Annotated in this window: 17 protein-coding genes and 5 pseudogenes; 10 read left to right on the top strand and 12 right to left on the bottom strand. The window is 62.4% G+C overall.

Translation table 11 applies throughout. From position 1 onward, the window contains the following. Positions 1 to 301: 301 nt before the first annotated feature. The gene (locus N7E02_RS27920; RefSeq protein WP_286581097.1) at positions 302 to 1,024 is read left to right on the top strand and encodes a Crp/Fnr family transcriptional regulator; all 723 of its coding nucleotides are present in this window, start codon (positions 302 to 304) and stop codon (positions 1,022 to 1,024) included. A 6-nt stretch (positions 1,025 to 1,030) separates the two neighbouring features. Here N7E02_RS27920 and N7E02_RS27915 read toward each other — a convergent pair whose 3' ends face one another. After that, entirely contained in the window at positions 1,031 to 1,393 is a 363-nt protein-coding gene (locus tag N7E02_RS27915; protein ID WP_286581096.1) for a response regulator, read from the bottom strand. Between the two features lie 247 nt (positions 1,394 to 1,640). Between N7E02_RS27915 and N7E02_RS27910 the strand changes: the two genes are divergently transcribed. Then, the gene (locus tag N7E02_RS27910) at positions 1,641 to 2,309 is read left to right on the top strand and encodes a Crp/Fnr family transcriptional regulator (protein WP_286581095.1); all 669 of its coding nucleotides are present in this window, start codon (positions 1,641 to 1,643) and stop codon (positions 2,307 to 2,309) included. Between the two features lie 12 nt (positions 2,310 to 2,321). Here the strand turns inward: N7E02_RS27910 and N7E02_RS27905 are convergent, their stop codons facing one another. Beyond that, complete coding sequence (locus N7E02_RS27905) at positions 2,322 to 2,552, bottom strand: DUF6894 family protein (RefSeq protein WP_286581094.1); 231 nt, start codon at positions 2,550 to 2,552, stop codon at positions 2,322 to 2,324. A gap of 154 nt (positions 2,553 to 2,706) precedes the next feature. Here N7E02_RS27905 and N7E02_RS27900 point away from each other — a divergent pair, with 154 nt between their 5' ends. Continuing rightward, a complete protein-coding gene (locus N7E02_RS27900; RefSeq protein ID WP_286581093.1) occupies positions 2,707 to 3,222 on the top strand; it encodes a sigma-70 family RNA polymerase sigma factor in 516 nt (171 codons plus the stop codon). Positions 3,223 to 3,249: 27 nt separating this feature from the next. Here the strand turns inward: N7E02_RS27900 and pepT are convergent. From pepT to N7E02_RS27860, 8 genes and pseudogenes are all read right to left on the bottom strand, one after another. Then, a pseudogene (gene pepT, locus N7E02_RS27895) lies at positions 3,250 to 4,486 on the bottom strand (peptidase T). A 153-nt stretch (positions 4,487 to 4,639) separates the two neighbouring features. Next, complete coding sequence (locus N7E02_RS27890; protein WP_286581092.1) at positions 4,640 to 5,920, bottom strand: TRAP transporter large permease; 1,281 nt, start codon at positions 5,918 to 5,920, stop codon at positions 4,640 to 4,642. Continuing rightward, positions 5,920 to 6,441 (bottom strand): TRAP transporter small permease, encoded by a 522-nt coding sequence (locus N7E02_RS27885; RefSeq protein WP_286581090.1) that lies wholly within the window; start codon positions 6,439 to 6,441, stop codon positions 5,920 to 5,922. The genes N7E02_RS27890 and N7E02_RS27885 overlap by 1 nt, the downstream gene beginning before the upstream one ends. Positions 6,442 to 6,667: 226 nt before the next feature. Further along, on the bottom strand, positions 6,668 to 7,654 hold the full coding sequence (locus tag N7E02_RS27880; RefSeq protein WP_286581089.1) for a TRAP transporter substrate-binding protein: 987 nt from the start codon (positions 7,652 to 7,654) through the stop codon (positions 6,668 to 6,670). A 49-nt stretch (positions 7,655 to 7,703) separates the two neighbouring features. Further along, positions 7,704 to 8,617 (bottom strand): annotated as a pseudogene (locus N7E02_RS27875) (amidohydrolase family protein). Next, the gene (locus tag N7E02_RS27870) at positions 8,583 to 9,719 is read right to left on the bottom strand and encodes a mandelate racemase/muconate lactonizing enzyme family protein (protein WP_286581088.1); all 1,137 of its coding nucleotides are present in this window, start codon (positions 9,717 to 9,719) and stop codon (positions 8,583 to 8,585) included. The pseudogene N7E02_RS27875 and the gene N7E02_RS27870 overlap by 35 nt, the downstream one beginning before the upstream one ends. Before the next feature lie 6 nt (positions 9,720 to 9,725). Further along, positions 9,726 to 10,631 carry a 5-dehydro-4-deoxyglucarate dehydratase gene (gene kdgD / locus N7E02_RS27865; RefSeq protein WP_286584067.1) on the bottom strand — a complete coding sequence of 302 codons (906 nt, stop codon included), beginning with the start codon at positions 10,629 to 10,631 and terminating at the stop codon, positions 9,726 to 9,728. A 73-nt stretch (positions 10,632 to 10,704) separates the two neighbouring features. Further along, the gene (locus N7E02_RS27860; RefSeq protein ID WP_286581087.1) at positions 10,705 to 11,475 is read right to left on the bottom strand and encodes a FadR/GntR family transcriptional regulator; all 771 of its coding nucleotides are present in this window, start codon (positions 11,473 to 11,475) and stop codon (positions 10,705 to 10,707) included. Positions 11,476 to 11,715: 240 nt separating this feature from the next. Here N7E02_RS27860 and N7E02_RS27855 point away from each other — a divergent pair, with 240 nt between their 5' ends. From N7E02_RS27855 to N7E02_RS27830, 7 genes and pseudogenes are all read left to right on the top strand, one after another. Next, entirely contained in the window at positions 11,716 to 12,675 is a 960-nt protein-coding gene (locus N7E02_RS27855; protein ID WP_286581086.1) for a S1C family serine protease, read from the top strand. Between the two features lie 84 nt (positions 12,676 to 12,759). Further along, positions 12,760 to 13,356, top strand: a complete 597-nt coding sequence (locus tag N7E02_RS27850; RefSeq protein WP_353622858.1) for a DUF922 domain-containing Zn-dependent protease — start codon at positions 12,760 to 12,762, stop codon at positions 13,354 to 13,356. A gap of 132 nt (positions 13,357 to 13,488) precedes the next feature. Then, positions 13,489 to 14,637: a M20 family metallopeptidase gene (locus N7E02_RS27845; protein ID WP_286581084.1), complete on the top strand. Its 1,149-nt coding sequence runs from the start codon at positions 13,489 to 13,491 to the stop codon at positions 14,635 to 14,637. 31 nt (positions 14,638 to 14,668) lie between these two features. After that, a complete protein-coding gene (locus tag N7E02_RS27840; RefSeq protein WP_286581083.1) occupies positions 14,669 to 16,225 on the top strand; it encodes a VOC family protein in 1,557 nt (518 codons plus the stop codon). Further along, positions 16,201 to 16,743: pseudogene (locus N7E02_RS29960) on the top strand (ROK family protein); the annotation flags it as partial. The gene N7E02_RS27840 and the pseudogene N7E02_RS29960, both read left to right, overlap by 25 nt. 32 nt (positions 16,744 to 16,775) lie before the next feature. Further along, positions 16,776 to 17,201 carry an ROK family protein gene (locus tag N7E02_RS29955; protein ID WP_353622857.1) on the top strand — a complete coding sequence of 142 codons (426 nt, stop codon included), beginning with the start codon at positions 16,776 to 16,778 and terminating at the stop codon, positions 17,199 to 17,201. Continuing rightward, positions 17,185 to 17,903: pseudogene (locus N7E02_RS27830) on the top strand (copper homeostasis protein CutC). The gene N7E02_RS29955 and the pseudogene N7E02_RS27830 overlap by 17 nt, the downstream one beginning before the upstream one ends. Before the next feature lie 8 nt (positions 17,904 to 17,911). Here the strand turns inward: N7E02_RS27830 and N7E02_RS27825 are convergent. Both N7E02_RS27825 and N7E02_RS27820 read right to left on the bottom strand, forming a co-directional pair. Further along, positions 17,912 to 18,400 carry an MgtC/SapB family protein gene (locus N7E02_RS27825; protein WP_286581082.1) on the bottom strand — a complete coding sequence of 163 codons (489 nt, stop codon included), beginning with the start codon at positions 18,398 to 18,400 and terminating at the stop codon, positions 17,912 to 17,914. 86 nt (positions 18,401 to 18,486) lie between these two features. Then, positions 18,487 to 19,742: pseudogene (locus tag N7E02_RS27820) on the bottom strand (AGE family epimerase/isomerase). Between the last annotated feature and the right edge of the window lie 97 nt (positions 19,743 to 19,839).

The following is a 19,839-nucleotide window of genomic DNA, read 5'->3' as shown; positions in this document are numbered from 1 at the left end:
TTTCCGGCAATTCAGCGGCCGCACTGAGAGTGCTCAAAGCATAGTAGTATGACGGCGCACGCAATGCGCGAGCGCTACAGGTTTCGGGTGACCTCGCCGTACCATATCCTCATCAAGCAACATGGTCAGAAGAGCAGCTGTCTGTTCCTGCCGATCCCTATCAGGCAACCGGCATACAGGAGGTGGGGGCTGACGCGGCGAAGTTCAAGTGGATGGAACTCAGCCTCAGTTACGGTCGTTTGCATAGCTCTGTCCCGGCCCATGACGTGCCGGGTGACGCAACTCAAGATGGAGGATTACGGTGAAGAATCGGAACAAGTTGCTGGCTCTCCTTGCTCCAGAAGATTATGCGTTGCTGGAACCGGCTCTGGAGCAGATCGAGCTTCCGCAGGGCTTCGTGCTTTCTGCGCCTGGAGAGCCGTTCGAATATTGCTATTTCCCGTTTTCCGGGGTCGTGTCGACCGTCGTCGTGTCGCCCTCCGGCAAGCGCAGCGAGATCGGCCTTCTGGGGCGAGAGGGCGTTTCGCCCGCATCTGTCGCCCTCGGTGCAGCCGACACACCATATTTCGTCGTCATGCAAGTGCCTGGCGAAGGTGTCCGTGTGCCGATCAAGCGCATGTGGAAACTGATCGAAAAGTCGCCAGGCATCAGGCGCCTGCTGACACAATGGGGCCATGTCGCGATGAGCCAGTCTTCGTTCACGGCTTTGTCGAATGCGATCCATTCCGTCGACGAGCGACTGGCGCGCTGGATCCTGATGTGCCACGACCGCGTCGACGGCGACGAGATCGATTTAACGCACGAGTTCCTGGCGATCATGCTGTCGGTGCGCCGACCGAGCGTTACCGTGTCGCTGCATGTGCTTGAAGGCAAACACCTGATTTACTCGCACCGTGGCACGGTCGTCGTGCGGGACCGAAAGGCGCTGGAAGAGTTTGCGGCGGATTCCTATGGCGGAGCGGAGCGCGAATTTAACAGACTGTTCGGTGAAGGCACGGAGCCTCAGGCCAAGAAATCGGCCTAGGGATCTCTAATCGAGAGCAAGCCGGGTGCGGATCTTTCCCGCGAGAATCGCTGGATCGCCCGGCTTGCTCAGCCAGTCCCCGGCGGCAAAGAGGGACCCGTCCCATTCCGGCGGCTTTTCGCTGCCGGTATAGATCAAGAAAGGCGTTTGCGTCTTGTGCAGATGCTCCAGCACAGGTCTGCTGTCGCCGTCGTCCAGATAAAGATCGAGAAGCACGAAGTCCGGTGAAAATTCACCAAGCCACGCCATGGCCTCCTTCTGGGTACGAAGGGTGACGATATTTCGAAACCCGTTCTCCGCGAGGCTATCCTCTACATCCAGCGAGATGAGCGGCTGATCTTCGAGCAGCAGTATGAGCTTATCGGACAAATCGAGATCTCTGACGATACAAGATGCTGATAAGATAGCGGGATTACGCGGGCGTGTGTGCCTTTGTCTGATACCGTACCGAGCCCCGTCGCCGGGTTGTCTCACGAATTTTCTGGTCATAGATGGATTTGTTCAAACGAGCGGAGACTCTTCCAGAGGAAAGCCGAATAGGCCGTGTTCTGCTTTTCAGGGATGGGTGATGGGTGAAATTCGGCAAGCGGCTGTTCGGAATAATCTGCTTCGATTGATGTCGGCGGAAAGTTTTGATGCGATCGCGCAGCATCTGGAACTTCTTGAGCTGCCGCGCGGTTTCGAGCTGTCGGAACCTCATGAGGAAGCCGATTATGCCTATTTCCCGGAAACCGGCATTGCGTCCATCGTCGCCCGCTCGCCGCAAGGCCAGCATGCCGAGATCGGCATTTTCGGCCGTGATGGGATGACACCTGCGGCCGTCGTGCTCGATGCCGGTACCGACCCTTATTCCATCTTCATGCAGGTTCAGGGCGACGGTTATCGCATTCGTGCGTCGATCCTGAAGCAGATGCTGGATGAGGATGCAGAGGCGAAGGCATTGCTCGGCCGCTATGTCCAGGCACTATCCGTACAGGGCGCCTATACATCACTGTCCAACGCCGTCCACCATATCGATGAGCGTCTGGCACGCTGGATCCTGATGTGCCACGACCGCACCGATGGCGACGAAATCAGCCTCACCCACGAGTTCCTGTCGATCATGCTTGCCGTACGCCGACCGAGTGTCACGACCGCTCTCCACGTGCTGGAAGGGCGCAAGCTCATCTATTCCGAGCGCGGTATGATCATCGTCCGCGATAGGCCGGCGCTTGAGGAGTTTGCCAGCGATGCCTATGGCGAGTGCGAGCGCGAATATTTCCGGCTGATCGGGCCGTTCAGCTAAGGTTCTGGTTGCCTAACCCGAAGTCCGCGGGAATGGCACGGTGCCGACAAGGCTGCCGCTGGCGTCCTCCACCTCAAAGAGCCCTTCATCGGTTGCAAGACCGCGCTTCAGGCGATCGGCGCTCAGTTCACGAGCAGCGATTGCGGCTTCGCTGAGAGCCGCCTCGTTGTTCTGAAATTCGCTTCCTTCCTTGTCATCGTAGCGATGACCGGCGGACTGGATATGGAAAAAATATCGGGGCATGGTCCTTCCATGGGCTGTTTGTCGAACTGCCCTTACCCTACCGACAAGTCGCTGATCCGTTCCCGAATTGATTGAAATTTCCGCTGTTTCGTACGTTTCCGTACGGCAACGCTCCCGCCGATCGCCCGTTTCCGGCGCAGGGAGGATCGCATCAATGGACGATCAAAGACTTGCGAAAGCAGCCACAGACGGCGTTCGCCCCGACGTGGAAGCTCAATTGCCAGCGCTTAACCGTTTCGCCCGGCGGCTCGTCGGACCCGGTGGAGACGCCGAGGATCTCGTGCAGGATACGCTTCTGAAGGCGCTTGGTGCGTCGAGCCAATTCAAGACCGGAACAGCGCTCAAATCCTGGCTCTTCACCATCATGCGTAACACGTTCTGCACTGCCTACCGGGTGCGTCAGCGGGAGCAGGTGGGTATCGACGATGCGCTTGCATCGATGCTCAGCGTGCCGCCGGCGCAGGAATGGGTCGTTCGCCGTAATGAGATGGAAAGCGCGCTGGAGAAACTGCCCCGCCATGTGCGGCAGGCGCTGATCCTGATCTCGTTCGGCACAAGCTATGACGAGACGGCGCGCATCTGCCGCTGTGAGGTCGGCACCGTGAAGAGCCGGGTCAATCGTGCCCGAAAGTCACTGGTCGAGGACCTCGGCAGCCTGACGATGCATTAGCCGCCGGCTGCCGGGCATCTCGATGGCTCAGGCGCGCTCTTCCCAGAGTTTCGCCAGTTCCACGATCGTCTTCACGGCTCGGTCCATGTCCTGGCTGCTGACCCATTCGAGCGGCGAGTGGAAGGCGTGCCCACCAGCGAAGATGTTGGGGCAGGGAAGGCCCATAAAGGAGAGGCGCGAACCGTCCGTGCCGCCGCGAATGCTGCCGCGCACCGGCGTCATACCCGCGCGGCTGATCGCCTCGATGGCGTTCTCGACGATCTGCGGATGTCGATCCAGCACTTCCTTCATGTTGCGATACTGTTCGATGATCTTCAGCGTATGCGACGAACCCGGGTAGTCCGCCATCACCTCGGCAATGATCCCTTCCAGCAGCTTCGCCTTGGCCTTCAATCCGTCAGTGGTGAAGTCGCGCAGGATCAGGCTGATCTTCGCGCCCTCCATTGTGCCGGTCACCGAGGTCGGGTGGATGAAACCGTCGCGGCCCTTGGTGGTCTCCGGCGCCATGTCTTTCGGAAGTTTCGCGACGATATTGCCGGCGATGCGGATGGCGTTCTCCATCTTGCCGAAGGCGAAGCCCGGATGGATGGCGACGCCCTTGATAACGATATCAGCGCTGTCGGCGGAAAAGGTCTCGTCCTCGATCGTGCCGGCCGTCTCGCCATCCAGTGTATAGCCGAAATCGGCGCCGAGTTTCTGCAGGTCGACTTTTTCCACGCCGCGGGCGATTTCCTCGTCGGGCGTGAAGAGGATGCGGATCGCGCCGTGCTTGATGTCGGGATTGTTGATGAGGAATTCGGCGGCCGTCATGATCTCGGCGAGGCCTGCCTTGTCGTCGGCGCCGAGCAGCGTCGTGCCGTCCGAGGTGATGATGTCGTTGCCGATCTGTTTCTTCAGTTCCGGATGTTCTTCCGGACGGATGACCCGGCTCGGCTCGCCGGGAAGCGTGATCGCACCGCCCTGATAGTTGCGGATCACCTGCGGCTTGACGCCGGTGCCGGAAAAGTCCGGTGCCGTGTCCATATGAGCGCAGAAGCAGATGACCGGAACGTTGTTTTTGCCGGTGTTCGACGGGATCGTCGCGTAGACATAGCCGTGCTCGTCCAGTTCCGCATCGGTGATGCCGATCTCCTTCAGTTCCTCCACCAGCAGCTCTGCCGAGGTCGAGCTGCTTTGCCGTCGAGGGCTGGGTCGGAGAGGATGCGTCGGACTGGGTATCGAGGACGACATAGCGGAGAAAGCGGCTGGTCACGGTATCGGTCATGGCAAAATCCGTCTGACAAAAGCGATGCAATCCGGCGACCATAGCCCGCCGACCAGACGGCGTGAACCACCAAATATCAGGTAGGGAGAGGCCCGAAAAGACAGATCCCGCCGAAGCGGGATCTGGTTGGCTGGTCTGAATTTTCGTGTGCTGCTACCTGAACACGCCAGGCAGCCAGAGGGACAGCGAAGGGATGTAGGTCACAAGCAGCAGCACGAGGACGCTCGCGCCGAAGAACGGCCAGATCGTGCGCATCGCCTCGCGGATCGATATCCCGCCCACCGCGCAACTGACGAAGAGCACGGTGCCGACCGGTGGCGTGTTCAAGCCGATGCCGGCATTGAGGATCATCACCACGCCGAAATGCACCGGATCGATGCCGAAGGCCTTGACGACCGGAAGCAGGATCGGCGTTGCGATGATGACCATCGGCGCCATGTCCATGAAGGTGCCGAGGACGAGCAGGATGATGTTGATCATCAGGAGCACGATGATCGGGTTGTCGGAGATCGCGCTGATCGCCGCGATGATCAGTGTCTGGACCTGCAGGAACGCCATCAGCCAGCCGAAGGAGGCGGCGGTGCCGATGACGAGCAGCACCATGGCTGTGGTCCGCACCGCACCCATGACGGCCTCGACAAAGCCTTCCCAGTTCAGCTCGCGATAGACGAGCATGGCGACGAGGAAGGCGTAGAGAACGGCGATGCAGGAGCTTTCCGTTGCGGTGAAGACGCCGGAGCGGACGCCGCCGAAGATGATGGCGATGAGCAGGATGCCGGGCAGCGAGGCCAGGAAGTAATAGCCGACACGAGAGAAGCCCGGGAAGGCATCGGCCGGATAGCCACGCTTCACGGCGACCCACCAAGCGGTGAACATGAGTGCGCCGGCGAGCAGGATGCCGGGGATGATGCCGGCGGTGAACAGGTCGGCGACCGAGACATTGCCGCCGGCTGCGATCGAGTAGAGGATCATGTTGTGCGACGGCGGGATCATCAGCGCGATGATGGCCGCATTGGCGGTGACGTTGACCGCATAGTCACGGTCGTAGCCGCGCTTCGCCATCTGCGGGATCATCAGGCCGCCGACCGCGGATGCGTCAGCAACCGCGGAACCGGAAATGCCGCCGAACAGGGTCGAGGCGACGACATTGACCTGGCCGAGGCCGCCGCGCATGTGGCCGACGAGACCGGCGGCGAAACGGATCAGCCGCGTGGCGATGCCGCCGCGCACCATCAGGTCGCCGGCGAAGATGAAGAACGGGATCGCCATCATGGCAAAGACGTTCATGCCGGAATTCAGCTGCTGGAAGACGACGATCGGCGGCAGGCCGAGATAGAGCACGGTGGCAAAGGACGCGATGCCGAGGCAGAACGCGATCGGCATGCCGATGATCATCAGGAAGGTGAAGGCACCGAAAAGGATGGTATAGGCCATTATGCGGCCTCCTGGACAAGCACGTCGGCGGCGACTTCCTCGCCGATCGCGACGTCGATGAAACGTTCGAGTGAGAAGATTGCGATCATCGCGCCACCGACGATCATCGGGAAGAAATCCGTGCCGCCCGGCCAGCCGAGGACGGGGATGCGCGCCGACCAGGTGCCGGCCGCGAGCAGGCTGGAATAATAGGCCATGCCTATGCCGAAGAGGATGATCAGGCCGAGGCTCAAGAGATCCATCGCCTTCTGCACGCCCGGCGGCATGACATAGCGGACGATGTCCAGGCCCAGATGGACGCTTTCGCGCACGCCGACGGCTGCACCCAGCATGATGAACCAGGACATGAGGTAGAGCGACAGCGGCTCCGACCAGCTCGGGCTGTCGTTGAGGACATAGCGGCTGAAGACCTGCCAGCCGACGATCAGCGTCATGGCGATCATGCCGATGCCGGCGATCCACAGTGACAGGCGGCTGATCCCGCCCAGAATAGGCCTGATGGCCAGCATGAATTTTCGCATTGTCCTGTCCTCCTCGACCCCAGTGCCTCTTCGGCAATGCCGGTCAGTCCTCTGGCGGGTCGCAGCTCTCGCCGACGTCATCCTCGGGCTTGTCCCGAGGATCTGCGCCGTCCAATGGAAGGCACGCTGGGCAGATGCTCGGGACAAGCCCGAGCATGACGGAAAGGGCAGGACGCTCACCGAATTGGTCCGGCCACCCGAAGGCGGCCGGCTATGCTTCATGCGATCACTTCACCGCCTGGATTTCTTCCAGCAGCGCCTTCATCGACGCGTCGGTGACGAACTTGTCGTAGACCGGCTTCATCGCGGCCGAGAACTCTTCCTTGTCGACCTCGATCACCTTGACGCCACCGGCGCGAACCTTCTCTTCAGAAGTCTTTTCGCGGGCTGCCCAGAGTTCGCGCATCTTGACGACCGAGTCCTTGGCCGCCTGGCGGATGATCTTCTGGTCGTCCGGGGTCAGCTTGTCCCAGGAGACCTTGGACATGACGAGGATTTCCGGGTTCATCGAATGCTGGGTCAGCGTGTAGTTCTTCGCCACTTCGTAGTGACGGGCGGATTCGTAGGACGGCCAGTTGTTTTCCGCACCGTCGACGACGCCCGTTTCAAGCGAGGAATAAACTTCGCCCATCGGCATCGGCGTCGGGTTGGCGCCGAAAGCCTGCATCATGGCAATCCAGAGGTCGGACTGCTGGACGCGGATCTTCATGCCCTTGAGGTCGGCAAGCTTCTCGACCGGCTTCTTGGTCGTGTAGAAGGAGCGCGCGCCGGAATCGTAATAGGCCAAGCCGATCAGGCCGTGGGGCTCGAAGGCGGCGAGGATCTTGTCGCCGATCGGGCCGTCGACGACCTTGTGCATGTGCTCGGTCGAGCGGAACAGGAAGGGCAGGCCGAGAACGACCGTTTCCGGGATCAGGTTGTTGAACGGCGCGGCATTGACGCGGTTCATGTCGATGACGCCGAAGCGGGTCTGCTCGATCGTGTCCTTCTCGCCGCCGAGAACCGAGTTGTTCATCACCTGGATGGCGATGCGGCCGTTGGTGCGTTCCTTGACGAGGTCGCCCATATATTTGACCGCGTCCACGGTCGGATAGCCGTCCGGATGGATGTCGGCCGAGCGAAGAGTGATTTCCTGGGCGTAGGCCGCAGGGATGGCAGTCGTCGCTGCGAGCGTGAGAGCGAGTGCCAGCCCGAGAGCTTTGGTGATTTTCATGTTTTCCTCCTCCAAAGGCCGGCGCCTCCACGCGCCGGCGGTTTAAAAATCAGATTGTCGATGCACTCCATGCCGGAAGGCCGAAAAGCTCTTCCGGGTTCTTGACCAGCGCCAGTTGCAGCGCGTTCTCATCCGGCAGCCAGCCGAGCACGGTATCGGTCAGCGCCACGTCGTCGGGGTAATCAGCCTGTTCGCGCGCCAGATTGTGCGGCCAGTTGGTGCCCCAGACAATGCGCTCCGGCGCATAGGCCGCGATATCGCGGGCGACGGCTGCCACATCTTCGTAATCGGGGCCGCCGCTCTTCGACGACTCGTAGACGCCGGCGAACTTGAACCAGCATTTTCCCCGTCGATCAGCCGCTTGACGGCCGCGACCTCATCGCTCTCAGGCGTGACGCCCGCGAAGAACTTGCCGTGATGGTCGAAGACCCAGCGGGATTTGAGGTTCTTCAGCCGAGCTTCATGATCGAGGATGTTGCTGCCGTCGAACTGCACGGCGAGCATCCAGCCATGGGCCGCCGCCTTGGCGTCGACCGCCTCGAGTTCGGACAGGCCGACAGCGCCGCCGGGAAGATCCATGATCCGGGTGCCGACGATGCCGGCGGCCGCCAAACGCTCGATCTCGGCATCGGTCGTGGTGCTATCTATGACGCCGACGCCGCGGGCGATATTGCCCAAGACGCCGAGGGAGGCGACGAGGTTCTCATTGTCCCGTTGATGGGCATTGCCCTGGGTGATGATGACCCGGTCGATGCCGAGCCATTCCATGAACTGCAGATACTGATCAGCATCGGGCAGGGCGCCGACCGGAAGGCCGGGGCCGCCCGGAAGCGACGGATAGCCCGGCAGATACATATGCATCTGGGTGTCGACCGCACCCTGCGGCAGCCTGGTTTTCGGAGCATTGCCGGAAAGGGGCGGACGAGCATCAGGCGTCTCCCATTCTGAATTCTTTGAGCGCATCGCGGTTGATCTCGATCCCCAGGCCCGGGCCATTCGGGATCTGCACCACGCCACGCTCGTGTTCGATCGGGGTTTTGATCACCGCCTGACGGAAGGGGTTGTCGGTGCGGTCGAATTCGAGGATCGGCTCGATCGGGTTGACGCGAACCGGGCTCGGGATCATCGCCGCCATGAACTGCAGCGCCGCGGCGATATGGACCGCTGTGCCCCAGACATGCGGGACGACGCGGATGCCGTGGAGTGCCGCGAAATCGGCGACGCGCTTGGCTTCGGTAAAACCGCCGACGCCGGCAAGATCTGGCTGAAGGATATCGACGGCGCGGGTTTCGATCGGCTCGCGCATGCCCCAGCGGCTGTGCCATGTTTCACCGCCGGCAACCGGTATCGGCTGTCGGCTGCGGACCTCGCGATAGGCGGCGAGCTGTTCCGGTACGACCGGTTCCTCGAACCAGTCGATGCCGTATTCGGCTGCCGCATTGCCGAGCCTGATTGCCTCCACCGTGTCGTAGCCATGGTTGGCGTCGATCATCAGCCGCATGTCGGGGCCGGCGGCCTCGCGCACGGCGCGGATGACGCGCAGGTCTTCCTCAACACCGAAGCCGATCTTGATCTTGGTGGCGTGAAAGCCTTCCGAGCGATAGCGCGCCACGTCACGGGCATTGTCCTCGACCCGGTCGACACCGTCGCGCTTGAAGCTGCCGGTCGCATAGGCGCGGACGCTTTCACGAAAGCGCCCGCCGAGCAGGATGGAGACGGGGGCGTTGAAATGCTTGCCCTTGATGTCCCAGAGCGCCATGTCGACGCCGGAAAGGGCGGTGACGGCAAGACCGCGCTGGCCTTGGTCGCGCAGCGCATTGTAGAGCCGTGCCCAGATCTTTTCCGTCTCGAGCGGGTTCTCACCAATCAGCCAGTTGGCATAGGTGGCGACGATTGCCGCATTGGGGCGGGCAGGGCCGAGGCATTCACCCCAGCCCACCGTCCCGTCGTCGCACTCGATCTCGACGAGAACATGGGCGCGACGGTCGAAGCGCATGGAGGCGCTTTCGAAGGCGACGTCGAGCCTGTGTTCGAGAAGATGGGTGCGGACCGAAGCGATCTTCATCTACGTTTACCGCTTGTGGCTGCCAATGAGTTTCAGGAGCATCTGCTCTTCTTCGGCGGTCAGGTCATCGAGCGGCGGGCGCACCTTGCCGGCGTCAAAGCCCTGCAGGCGCACGCCGGCCTTGATGGCGGAAACCGCATAGCCCTTGCGGCGGGCGCGCAGCGCCATGAAGGGGTAGAAGAACTCCGTCAGGATTTCTTCACAGCGGGTGCGATTGCCGGCCCGCAGTGCCTTGTAGAACTCGACCGCAAGGCCAGGGACGAAGTTGAAGACGGCGGACGAATAAGTGGTGAAGCCGGCGCCGAGATAGGCTTCAGCGAAGAGTTCCGCCGTCGGCATGCCGCCGAGATACATCAGCCGGTCGCCCATGGTGGCGGTGACCTGGCGGACGAGGCCGATATCGCCGGTGCCGTCCTTGAAGCCGATCAGGTTCGGGCATTCGTCGCAGAGACGCTTCAGCGTGTCGACCTGCAGCACCGAGTTGTCGCGGTTATAGACCATGACGCCGATGCCGACCGACTGGCAGATCGCCTTGACGTGATTGTAGAGCCCTTCCTGCGGGGCATCGATGAGATAATGGGGGAGTAGCAGGATGCCGTCGGCACCGGCCTTTTCCACGGCCTTCGCCATGTCGACGCCAACCCTGGTGCCGAAGCCGCAACCGGACACGATCGCGGTGCTGCCGGCGGCTTCCTTGGCAGCCTTGACGATGGTGGGAACTTCATCGGGAGCAAGCGAGAAGAACTCGCCGGTGCCGCCTGCCGCGAAAAGGACCGGGGCGTCGAAGCCCGACAGCCACTCGATATGGCGCTGATAGCTGTCCTGTTTGAACTCGCCCGCTTCATCGAAGTGGGTCACGGGAAAGGACAGCAGGCCAGCACCAAGCGTGGCCTTGATCTCTTCAGGCGTCATCATGAAATTTCCTCTCGAATGTCTCCTCCAGACAGAAATTGTCGTACAGGTTGGCTAAATTGATGTCAACAAGTTATCTGACATCTTCGCGGAGTGCGCGAAGAAGTGCGCGGTAGCGCAACTGGCTGCCGCGCAGATGACGGCGCATCGCCTCGCGTGCTTCTTCCTCGCTGCCGTCCGAAATGGCCTCGACGATCGCCTGATGTTCCTCGACGAGCAGGCTGATATAGCCGGTTTGATCGGCATCCTTGTCGTCGCCTCGAATGGCAGCGCGGGGGATGACGTTGCGACCGATCATCGTCAGGAATTCGCGGAACCGCGGGTTGTTGGTGGCGTCGGCAATGGCAAGGTGAAGGGCGAAATCGGCCTCGCTGGTCGGCTGGTTGGCCTCGAGACAGGCCCGAACGGCATAGTGTCGGTCGAGGATCACTTCTTCCTGTGCGGGAGAGCGCCGAACGGCCGCAAGCCCCGCCGATTCAACTTCCACGGCGGTTCTGAGCTCGAGAAGCTCGATCATCGAGGAAACGCGGGCGAGATCGATCTGTCCGAGCGACAGGTTGAACGGCTGCGGGGCCGGCGTGGATTGCAGGACGAAGACGCCGGCGCCCTGACGGGCCTCGACCAGGCGGTCCGATCGCAGTGCCGCGATCGCCTCGCGCACCACCGTGCGGCTGACGCCGTGGGCCGTCGTCAGCTGAGCCTCGCTCGGCAGGCGGGAGCCCGGCGGAAACTGTCCCTCGGCGATCGCCTGGCGAAGCGTGTCGCTCAGTTGGGTCGCGCGGGTCTTCGGGAAAGTGATCGTGTCCGACTTGAGTTCGTCGCTCATCTTGAGTTCCTTGCTCATGGGGGCTGCGGTCCTTCCTATCTCTTTCGCTTGACGTTGATCGGCGTACTGCCGCGTCCACATTATATTTCTGCACTCAGATGTATGACAAGTTTGGCCGCTTGTCACTCGCTTATGCTGTCCAGTGACTTTGAGCCTCCATGGGATGCGCGATGAGGACTCACTTGTTCCGTCGAGGCGGCACGCCCACATCTGCTGCAAATCTCTTCCATTTCGGAAGTCAGTTCCGGAGTAACCATCATGGGTTTCATCGACAAGAATCCTCCCGTTCCGGAGAGTGCCGCCCTGCTGGATGCCTATTCGACCACGGTCGCTGCCGCCGTCGATCGCGTCGGCCCGGCGGTCAGCCGGATCGAACGGCTTTCCGGCGGCGGGCACGGCTCGGGCTTTGCCATTTCGCCGGACGGCCTGATCATCACCAACCACCACGTCGTGGGCGACGCCAAGGCGGTGCGCATCCGGGCGGCGAACGGCTCGGTCGGGCAGGGCAGCGTTTTGGGGCGTGATCCCGATACCGATATCGCCCTGATCCGAGCCGACATGGACGTGTCGTCTTGGGCGCGGCTCGGCGATTCCAAATCGCTTCGGCGTGGCCATATCGCGATCGCCATCGGCAATCCGCTCGGCTTCGACTGGTCGGTCACGACCGGCGTGGTCTCGGCGCTCGGCCGCTCCATGCGCTCCTCGACCGGCCGGCTGATCGATGACGTCGTGCAGACCGATGCCGCGCTCAATCCAGGCAATTCCGGCGGGCCGCTGGTCTCGACCGCGGGCGAGGTCGTCGGCGTGAATACGGCGGTCATCCAGGGCGCGCAGGGGATTGCTTTCGCGGTGGCGTCGAACACCGCCAATTTTGTCGTCTCCGAGATCATGCGCTTCGGCCATGTCCGCCGCGCCTATATCGGCGTCGTGGTCGACACGATCGCGCTGCCGCGCCGGGTCGCGGTGCGGGCCGGGATGACGGAAGAAACGACCGTTCGTATCCGCCGCATCGAGCCGGGCAGTCCGGCGGAACTGGCGGGCCTGAAGGAGGGCGACTTCATCCTCGCCATCGACGACCAGCCGGTCGCCGGTGCCGATGACCTGATCCGGCTTCTCGACGGTTCGCGGATCGGGCAGGAGGCCGTGGTTTCTGTCTACGATCTGGACGGCGCGATTGGCGAGCGGCGGCTGATGCCGGTCGCGCGATCACAAGCCTGACGCTGCAGGTTTCATCGGGACGTTGAAAAGACGGGCTCCAACCTCTAGGACGACAACAGAGTTCTGGTTGGAGCGCGTCCACGAGTGAGACTGAGCAGATATCTTCTGGCTGGCATTTTGTCGGTCGTGCCCTCCATCGCGATGGCCCAATGGGCGCCCGTCGAACAGATCAAGACCTATACGGTCAGCGGTTCGACCGGCATCGAACTCTACTCCCAGATCGGCGAGAAGGGGCCGCTGGTCGGCGGCAAGGTGCGCACCATCGCCCATACCGATTTCAAGCTTCTCTGGTCGCGCGACTACCGGCCTCAGCCCGATGGCGCCTGCACGCTCGTTTCGGCGCGGCCAAGCCTGACCCTGATCTATACCCTGCCGCGCGCCGGCAAGAACATGCCGGATAATCTCAAGGCCAAGTGGGACGTGTTCGAGGCCGGTGTGAGGAAGCACGAGCTTCTGCATGGCGAGATGATCGTCGAGATGGTCAAGGAGATCGAGGCGGTCAGCGTCGGCCTGTCGGTGCCGGACGATCCGAAATGTTCAAAGATCCGCAAGGAACTCACCGCAAAGCTCGGCGAGATCTCCAGGCGCAACCGCGAGCGGCACCGGGATTACGACAAAGTGGAGATGAACAATGGCGGCAATGTCCATCAGCTCATCCTCAATCTGGTGAATGAACGCTGACGCGTTTCGCGGCGCCTTCTTGCCGGCCGATTTAATTCTCGAACAGTCTGATCACAGCGCCGTGCCGTTGCCCGTCGGTCTTTCATCGGTATAGTCCGCCCATCAAGTGCATGACATGACAGAGGGATTTTCATGACGAGTTTCGTTTCCGCCGCCGATATCGACGACAAAGCTTTGCTGCAGGAACTCATTGCCTGGGTGGAAATCGAAACGCCCTCCAACGATGCAAAGGCCGTCAACCGGCTGGTGGATCATGTCGAACAACTGGCCAAGGCTGCATCGCTCGATGTCGAGCGCCTGCCGGGCACGCTTGGTCTCGGCGATATCCTGACCGTGCGCTCTCCGCGCCCGGAAGGCGCCAACGAGAAGAGCGTGCTGGTGCTGGCGCATCTCGATACCGTCCATGCTCATGGAGTGATCGCCAAGCAGCTGCCGCTGAAGCGCGATGGCGACAAACTTTACGGTCCCGGCACCTATGACATGAAGTCCGGCGCGCTGATGGCTCTCGAAGCTCTGAAGATCGCCGTCTCGCGCGGTTCGAAAATGCCGGTCGATCTGGTCTTCGTGCCGGACGAGGAGATCGGCAGCTATTCGTCGCGCGCCTATATGGAAGAGCTTGCCCGCAATGCCGGCTATACGCTGGTGGTCGAGCCCGCCCGCGACGGCGGCAAGATCGTCATCGCCCGCAAGGGCGTCGCCATGTACGACGTCACGGTGCGGGGACGCGCTTCGCATGCCGGCACGCGGCCACAGGACGGACGCAGCGCCATCCGCGGCGCCGCCCGCCTCGTGCTGGAGCTGGAAGCGCTGAACGATGCCGAGCGCGGCGTGACGGTGACGATCGGCACGATCCAGGGCGGCACGGGCCGCAACACGGTGCCGGCGGAATGCCGCATGCAGGTCGATGTGCGCGTGCCGGACGAGGCCGCGGCCAAGGAGATCACCGCCAAGATCGAGGCGATGAAGCCGGTCGATCCCGACATCACCTTCGAGATAAAAGGCCAGATGAACCGCCCGCCCTTCGCCCAGTCGCAGGACGGCGTGAAGCTGTTCGATGTGGCGGCCGGTATTGCCGCCGAACTCGGCATCACGCTGGAAGGCGTGGTCACTGGCGGCGGTTCGGACGGCAATTTTACGGCAGCCCTTGGCGTGCCGACGCTGGACGGTCTCGGCGCCGATGGCGCGGGTGCCCATACGTTCGACGAGCATATCTTCGTCAGCAGCCTTGCGCCGCGTACGGCTCTTATCACCAACCTGATGATGTCTCTGGAACCCAAGTGAGTTCGGGCCAACTGAAGCAGCGGAGAAAACCATGACCAGCGGCATCCATCACGTCACCGCCATCACCCGCAAGATCCAGGCAAACGTGGATTTCTATGTGGGTTTCCTGGGCCTGCGTCTCGTCAAGCGGACGGCTGGTTTCGAGGATGCGCGGCAGCTGCATCTCTTCTATGGCGATGGCGCCGCAACGCCCGGCTCGCTCATCACCTTTCTCGCCTGGGAAGACGGCTCGCTCGGCCGCGTCGGCCATGGGGCAACGAGCGAGATCAGCCTTGCGGTCGATCGCGAGGCGATCGGCTTCTGGCTGACGCGTGCCCTGCAATGCAATGTGAAGATGACCGGCCCGACCCAGGAATTCGGCGAGCCGGTGCTGCGTCTGACCGATCCCGACGGCATCATCATCAAGCTCGTCGGCGTCGATGATTACGGCGACTGGGTCTGGTGGAAGGATGGCGGCATCGCCGAGGCCGATGCGATCCGTGGCATTCGTGCAGCGACGATCCTCTCCGAGAAAGCCGAGGAGACCGCTGCCTTTCTGACGAAGCACATGGGCTTCGAAGCGGGTGCCACCGAGGGGTCGATCCAGCGGCTGGTCTCCGATACGGGACAGGTGCTCGACGTGCGCGATGCCTCGGGTTTCTGGACTGCAGCGCCGGGCACCGGCACGATCGACCATGTGGCGCTCCGAGCACCCGACAGGGCGGCAGTGGAGGCCGTGCATGCGGGCCTCGTTGCCGCCGATGCGGGCGAGATGAACATGCATGACCGCCAGTATTTCTATTCGCTCTATGTCCGCGAGCCGGGTGGCACGCTGATCGAGCTTGCCTCCGACGGTCCCGGCTTCATGACGGACGAGCCGATCGAGACGCTCGGCAGCGGCTTCTTCATCCCAAAACATTTCAAGGGCGATCGTGACGCGCTGAAGGTGATGCTGCCGCAGTTCGGCCTTCCCGGCGAGGAGCGGATCACCTATCGCGACCTACCTTTCGTCCATCGCATCCATATGCCGGAGACATGGGATGGTTCGACGCTTGTCGTGCTGCACGGCACCGGCGCCGACGAGACGGCCATGCTGCCGCTCGGCCGCAAGGTGGCGCCGAATGCGATGCTGATCGGCCTGCGCGGCCGGTCGGTCGACGAGGGCTATCCGCGCTTCTTCCGCCGCTTCGACCAAGTGACTTTCGACCAGAAGGAGATCGCCTCCGAAGCCGAAGCCTTCGTCGCCTTCATCGAGGATATCGGTCCGGCCTATGGCGTGGACCCTAAGCGCACGACCTTCCTCGGCTATTCGAACGGCGGCAACATGATCGGCGCCACGATGCAGCTTCACCCCGAGGTGATCCGCAAGGCGGTTCTGCTGCGCTCCATGAACGTGCTGGAGGTGCGGCCGGAGGTGGATCTGTCGGGTGTGCAGGTCCTGTCGCTCAGCGCGACCGATGATTTTTACGGTTCGCTGGCCGTAGAACTGGAAGACAGGCTGAAATCCGCCGGTGCAGAACTGACGGCCAAGGTGCTGGAGGCCAATCATGGGCTCGGTGCCGAAGACGAGGTGATCACCCGCGCATGGCTCGAAGAGCGGGCGGTGTGATGCAGTCCGTCAATTCACCTCGCGGTGACATTGGGCAGGGTGCGTCTGTGCTCTGCGCCGATATCGGTGGTTCCTTCATCAAGTTCGGCATCTCGCGGATGCCGGGCCATGTCGAGGAACTGGATCGCGTGCCGACGCCGAAGGCGGACTGGCGGGATCTTGCCGACGCGCTTCAGGGGTTGGCCGACAAGGCCGACCCGTCGCGGCACCTGCCACTCGGCCTCTCCGTCGCTGGGCTGGTCGATCCGATCACCGGGGCCGGACTTTCCGCAAACATCCCGCCGCTTACCGGCCTGCCGATCGCCGAGGCGATCGCATCGGTTGCCGGGCGGCCGGTCTTTGCTGCGAACGATGCCGATTGCCTGACGCTCGCCGAGGCCAATGACGGGGCAGGGCGCGGTTATCCCGTCGTGTTCTGCATCATCATGGGCACCGGCATCGGCGGCGGTCTGGCGATCGACGGCCGGATCGTGCGCGGCGCCGGCGGCGTTACCGGCGAATGGGGGCATGGGCCGGCAATGAATACCAGTGTCGAGCTCGGGGAAGTCTCGTGTCCGTGCCGCGGTTCGCCTGCGGCTGCGGCCAGTCCGGCTGCATCGACACGATCGGCGGTGCGCGCGGCATGGAGCGCCTGCATGGCCTGTTTCATGAAGAAACCCGCAGCAGCCACCAGATCATCGAGGACTGGCAGGCAGGCGAAGCGAAAGCCTGCGAAACGATCGATGCCTATCTGCAACTGGTCGCCGATCCGCTGGCCGTGGCCATCAACACGGTCGGCGCGTTCATCGTGCCGGTAGGCGGCGGGCTTGCCTCGGCGGGCAAGCTGATTGCGGCGCTGGACGAAGCGGTGAGGGCGCGCATCCTCCATCGGCTCGATCGACCGCTGCTCGTGCCGGCAATCCGCCGCGAGGATGGCGGTCTGGCCGGTGCGGCGGTTCTGGCAAGGCAGGGAGCATCCGATGTCCGTGCTGCTTGAAGTCTGCGTCGACAGTGCAGAAGGGCTTGAAGCGGCCGTCGAAGGTGGCGCTGATCGGATCGAACTTTGCTCGGCGCTCGATCTAGGCGGGCTGACGCCGTCGCGGGGGCTGATGGCATTGGCGGCGAAGGCATCGGTGCCGGTCTATGCGATGATCCGGCCAAGATCAGGAGCTTCGTGTTCGGCCCTGCGGACCGGGAGGTGATGCTGGCCGATATCGACGCTGCCCGCGAAAGCGGGCTGGCCGGTGTCGTGCTCGGGGCGAGCCGGACGGATGGAACGCTGGACGTTGATCTGCTGCGGATGCAAACCGAACGCGCGCGCGGAATGGGCCTGACGCTGCATCGTGCCTTCGACCTCGTGCCTGATCCGTTTGAAGCGCTGGCGCAGGCAATCGAACTCGGCTTCAAACGCATACTGACCTCCGGCCTGTCGGTAAAGGCGCCGGATGGTGTCGGCGTTCTTCGCAGTCTCGTCGAACAGGCGGCCGACCGGATTTCGATCCTAGCGGGCAGCGGGATCACGCCGGCCAATGTTGCCGAGATCGTGCGTGAAACAAGGGTGACCGAGGTTCATGCCTCGTGTCGCCTTCCGGTGATGTCTTCGAATGCAGCGCTCACCCGCTTCGGCTTTTCGGCCCAACAGGAATATCGGACCAGTGCCGACGTCGTGCGTCAGATGCGCGAAGCTCTCCGCTCGTAGGCCGTAGCCTACCTCTCGTCCTTAAGGCCTGAAGCGACCTGGGCCTTGCGCAGGAGCCAAAGGATCAGGATGCCGGTGACGGTCGCGAGCACCGCGACCAGCCACATGCCGAGCCCAACGCAGAGGCCGATCGCGCCCGACAGCCACATGCTGGCACCCGTCGTCAGGCCCTTCACGTCGCCCCGCATCTGGAACACGACACCGGCGGCGAGAAAGGCTATGCCTGCCGTGACGGCCTCGATGAGACGCATCGGGTCGATCTGGACCGTATCGGGCTGATTGCCGAATTCATGCAGGATCTGCAGCCCGACCAGCGTGAAAACGCAGGCCGCGAGGCCGATCATCATGTTGGTGCGGAGGCCGGCGGAGTTGTGGCTGCTTTCCCGTTCCAGGCCGATCAGGCCGCAGAAGATCGCCGCGCCTAGCAGCCGAACGATCAGAACCTCGATCGAGACGGGCGCTTCGTGGGCAAATTCATTGGCGAGATTGTTCAGCATCGATCGGTTTCCGGCGTCAGATAATATGTGACACCGGAAACCGATCTAGGCCTTGATGGTTCCGTCGCCGACTGGTGACGATCCGTTTAGATACGGCCGTCAGCTTCGACGATCATTTTCGTCAGGCTGCCGTCTGCCGGATAGAGCGGGATCAGGCAGGCCTGAAGAGCGTGGTAGATGTCGCCCTTGCCGGGGAAGAGCGTGTGGGCGGGAACGAGATCTTCCGTCAATTCCTCGTGCCAGCCGCCGTTCTTGTGGTCGATGAACCTGTTGGCGATGGTGCTCCAGATCAGCCGGTAGCTGTCCTCGTAGAACGGGTCGTGCGGCAGATGCTGGTTGATGTAATGAGCGGCACCCGCCGCCTCGCACATCGGCCACCAGAGCTTGTTGGTCTTGGCCGGCTTGTCTTCCCAGTCGAGCGTATAGAAGAAGCCACCCTTTTCCTTGTCCCAGCCCAGTGACATGGCTTGGACGAAAAGGTTCTTTGCCGCATCCGGCATCCAGGCATGCTTTTTCCGCCCAACGTCCAGAGCTGCAGCGTCAGGCGTGCCCATTCCAGCGCGTGGCCGGGCGTGGTGCCGGCCGGACGGAACATTTCGTCCGGGTGGTAATAGTCCTTGTTGAGGATCCAGTTGGCATCGAAATGCTCGCCGACGCGGAAGCCGGTCGCGCCTGCAAGGCGGCGGATGATGAGGTCGGCGATACTCTCCGCCTTGTCGAGATAATGCTGCTCGCCGGTCGCCTCATAGGCGGCCATCAGCGCTTCGGTGAGGTGCATGTTGGAGTTCTGGCCGCGATAGCTGCCGCCGTCGATCGGGCCCCAATCGGCAGCAAATTCCTCGGCGATGGCACCGTGGCTCTTGTCCCAGAAACGGGTCTCCAGCACTTCGGTAATATCGGCCAGCATCCGGTCGGCCAGCGGATGGCCGACGACCTTTGCGGATGAGGCCGCGAGCAGCACGAAGGCGTGGCCATAGCCCTGCTTGTTGCCGTCAGCCGCGCCGTCGTCGTTCATCGTCCAGACGTAACCGCCGTTCGTCTGGTCGCGGTGGCCGTTCCAGAGAAAGTTCATGCCGTGGTCGATCAGGTCGCCCGAGCCCGGGCGGCCAAGCAGATATCCGATGGAGAAGCAATGGACCATGCGGGCCGAGGCATGAATGCCGCGGGTCGGGTTGGCACCCGGCAACGGATTACCCACATCATCGAGATCGTAGAAGCCGCCCTTGGGATTGATGGCGCGATACTGGAAGAAATCGAACAACCCGTCGGCCTGATCGAGAAGCCAGCGACGGTGGTAGGGAAGATCACTCCAGAATTTCGACACCTGACCAGCTTCGCTCATGCTTTTCTCCCTATCGCAATCGGCCTGCCTTAGATCGACAGGCTATATCGACCATATAGGGGCCTGTCATCGACAAAACATGGTCCGCTGGCGTCAT

The sequence above is a fragment of the Terrirhizobium terrae genome (assembly GCF_030323265.1).
GTDB lineage: Bacteria > Pseudomonadota > Alphaproteobacteria > Rhizobiales > Rhizobiaceae > Neorhizobium.
This window is presented reverse-complemented; position numbering and strand designations above follow the sequence as displayed.

What these genes read in the sequence shown, in the direction of transcription:
- N7E02_RS27840 (WP_286581083.1), top strand. Translation starts at nt 14,669, where the DNA reads ATGACCAGCGGCATCCATCACGTCACCGCCATCACCCGCAAGATCCAG.
- N7E02_RS27885 (WP_286581090.1), bottom strand. Translation starts at nt 6,441, where the DNA reads ATGCGAAAATTCATGCTGGCCATCAGGCCTATTCTGGGCGGGATCAGC.
- kdgD (WP_286584067.1), bottom strand. Translation starts at nt 10,631, where the DNA reads ATGACGCCTGAAGAGATCAAGGCCACGCTTGGTGCTGGCCTGCTGTCC.
- N7E02_RS27900 (WP_286581093.1), top strand. Translation starts at nt 2,707, where the DNA reads ATGGACGATCAAAGACTTGCGAAAGCAGCCACAGACGGCGTTCGCCCC.
- N7E02_RS27845 (WP_286581084.1), top strand. Translation starts at nt 13,489, where the DNA reads ATGACGAGTTTCGTTTCCGCCGCCGATATCGACGACAAAGCTTTGCTG.
- N7E02_RS27825 (WP_286581082.1), bottom strand. Translation starts at nt 18,400, where the DNA reads ATGCTGAACAATCTCGCCAATGAATTTGCCCACGAAGCGCCCGTCTCG.
- N7E02_RS27890 (WP_286581092.1), bottom strand. Translation starts at nt 5,920, where the DNA reads ATGGCCTATACCATCCTTTTCGGTGCCTTCACCTTCCTGATGATCATC.
- N7E02_RS27880 (WP_286581089.1), bottom strand. Translation starts at nt 7,654, where the DNA reads ATGAAAATCACCAAAGCTCTCGGGCTGGCACTCGCTCTCACGCTCGCA.
- N7E02_RS27860 (WP_286581087.1), bottom strand. Translation starts at nt 11,475, where the DNA reads ATGAGCAAGGAACTCAAGATGAGCGACGAACTCAAGTCGGACACGATC.
- N7E02_RS27855 (WP_286581086.1), top strand. Translation starts at nt 11,716, where the DNA reads ATGGGTTTCATCGACAAGAATCCTCCCGTTCCGGAGAGTGCCGCCCTG.
- N7E02_RS27905 (WP_286581094.1), bottom strand. Translation starts at nt 2,552, where the DNA reads ATGCCCCGATATTTTTTCCATATCCAGTCCGCCGGTCATCGCTACGAT.
- N7E02_RS27870 (WP_286581088.1), bottom strand. Translation starts at nt 9,719, where the DNA reads ATGAAGATCGCTTCGGTCCGCACCCATCTTCTCGAACACAGGCTCGAC.
- N7E02_RS27910 (WP_286581095.1), top strand. Translation starts at nt 1,641, where the DNA reads ATGTCGGCGGAAAGTTTTGATGCGATCGCGCAGCATCTGGAACTTCTT.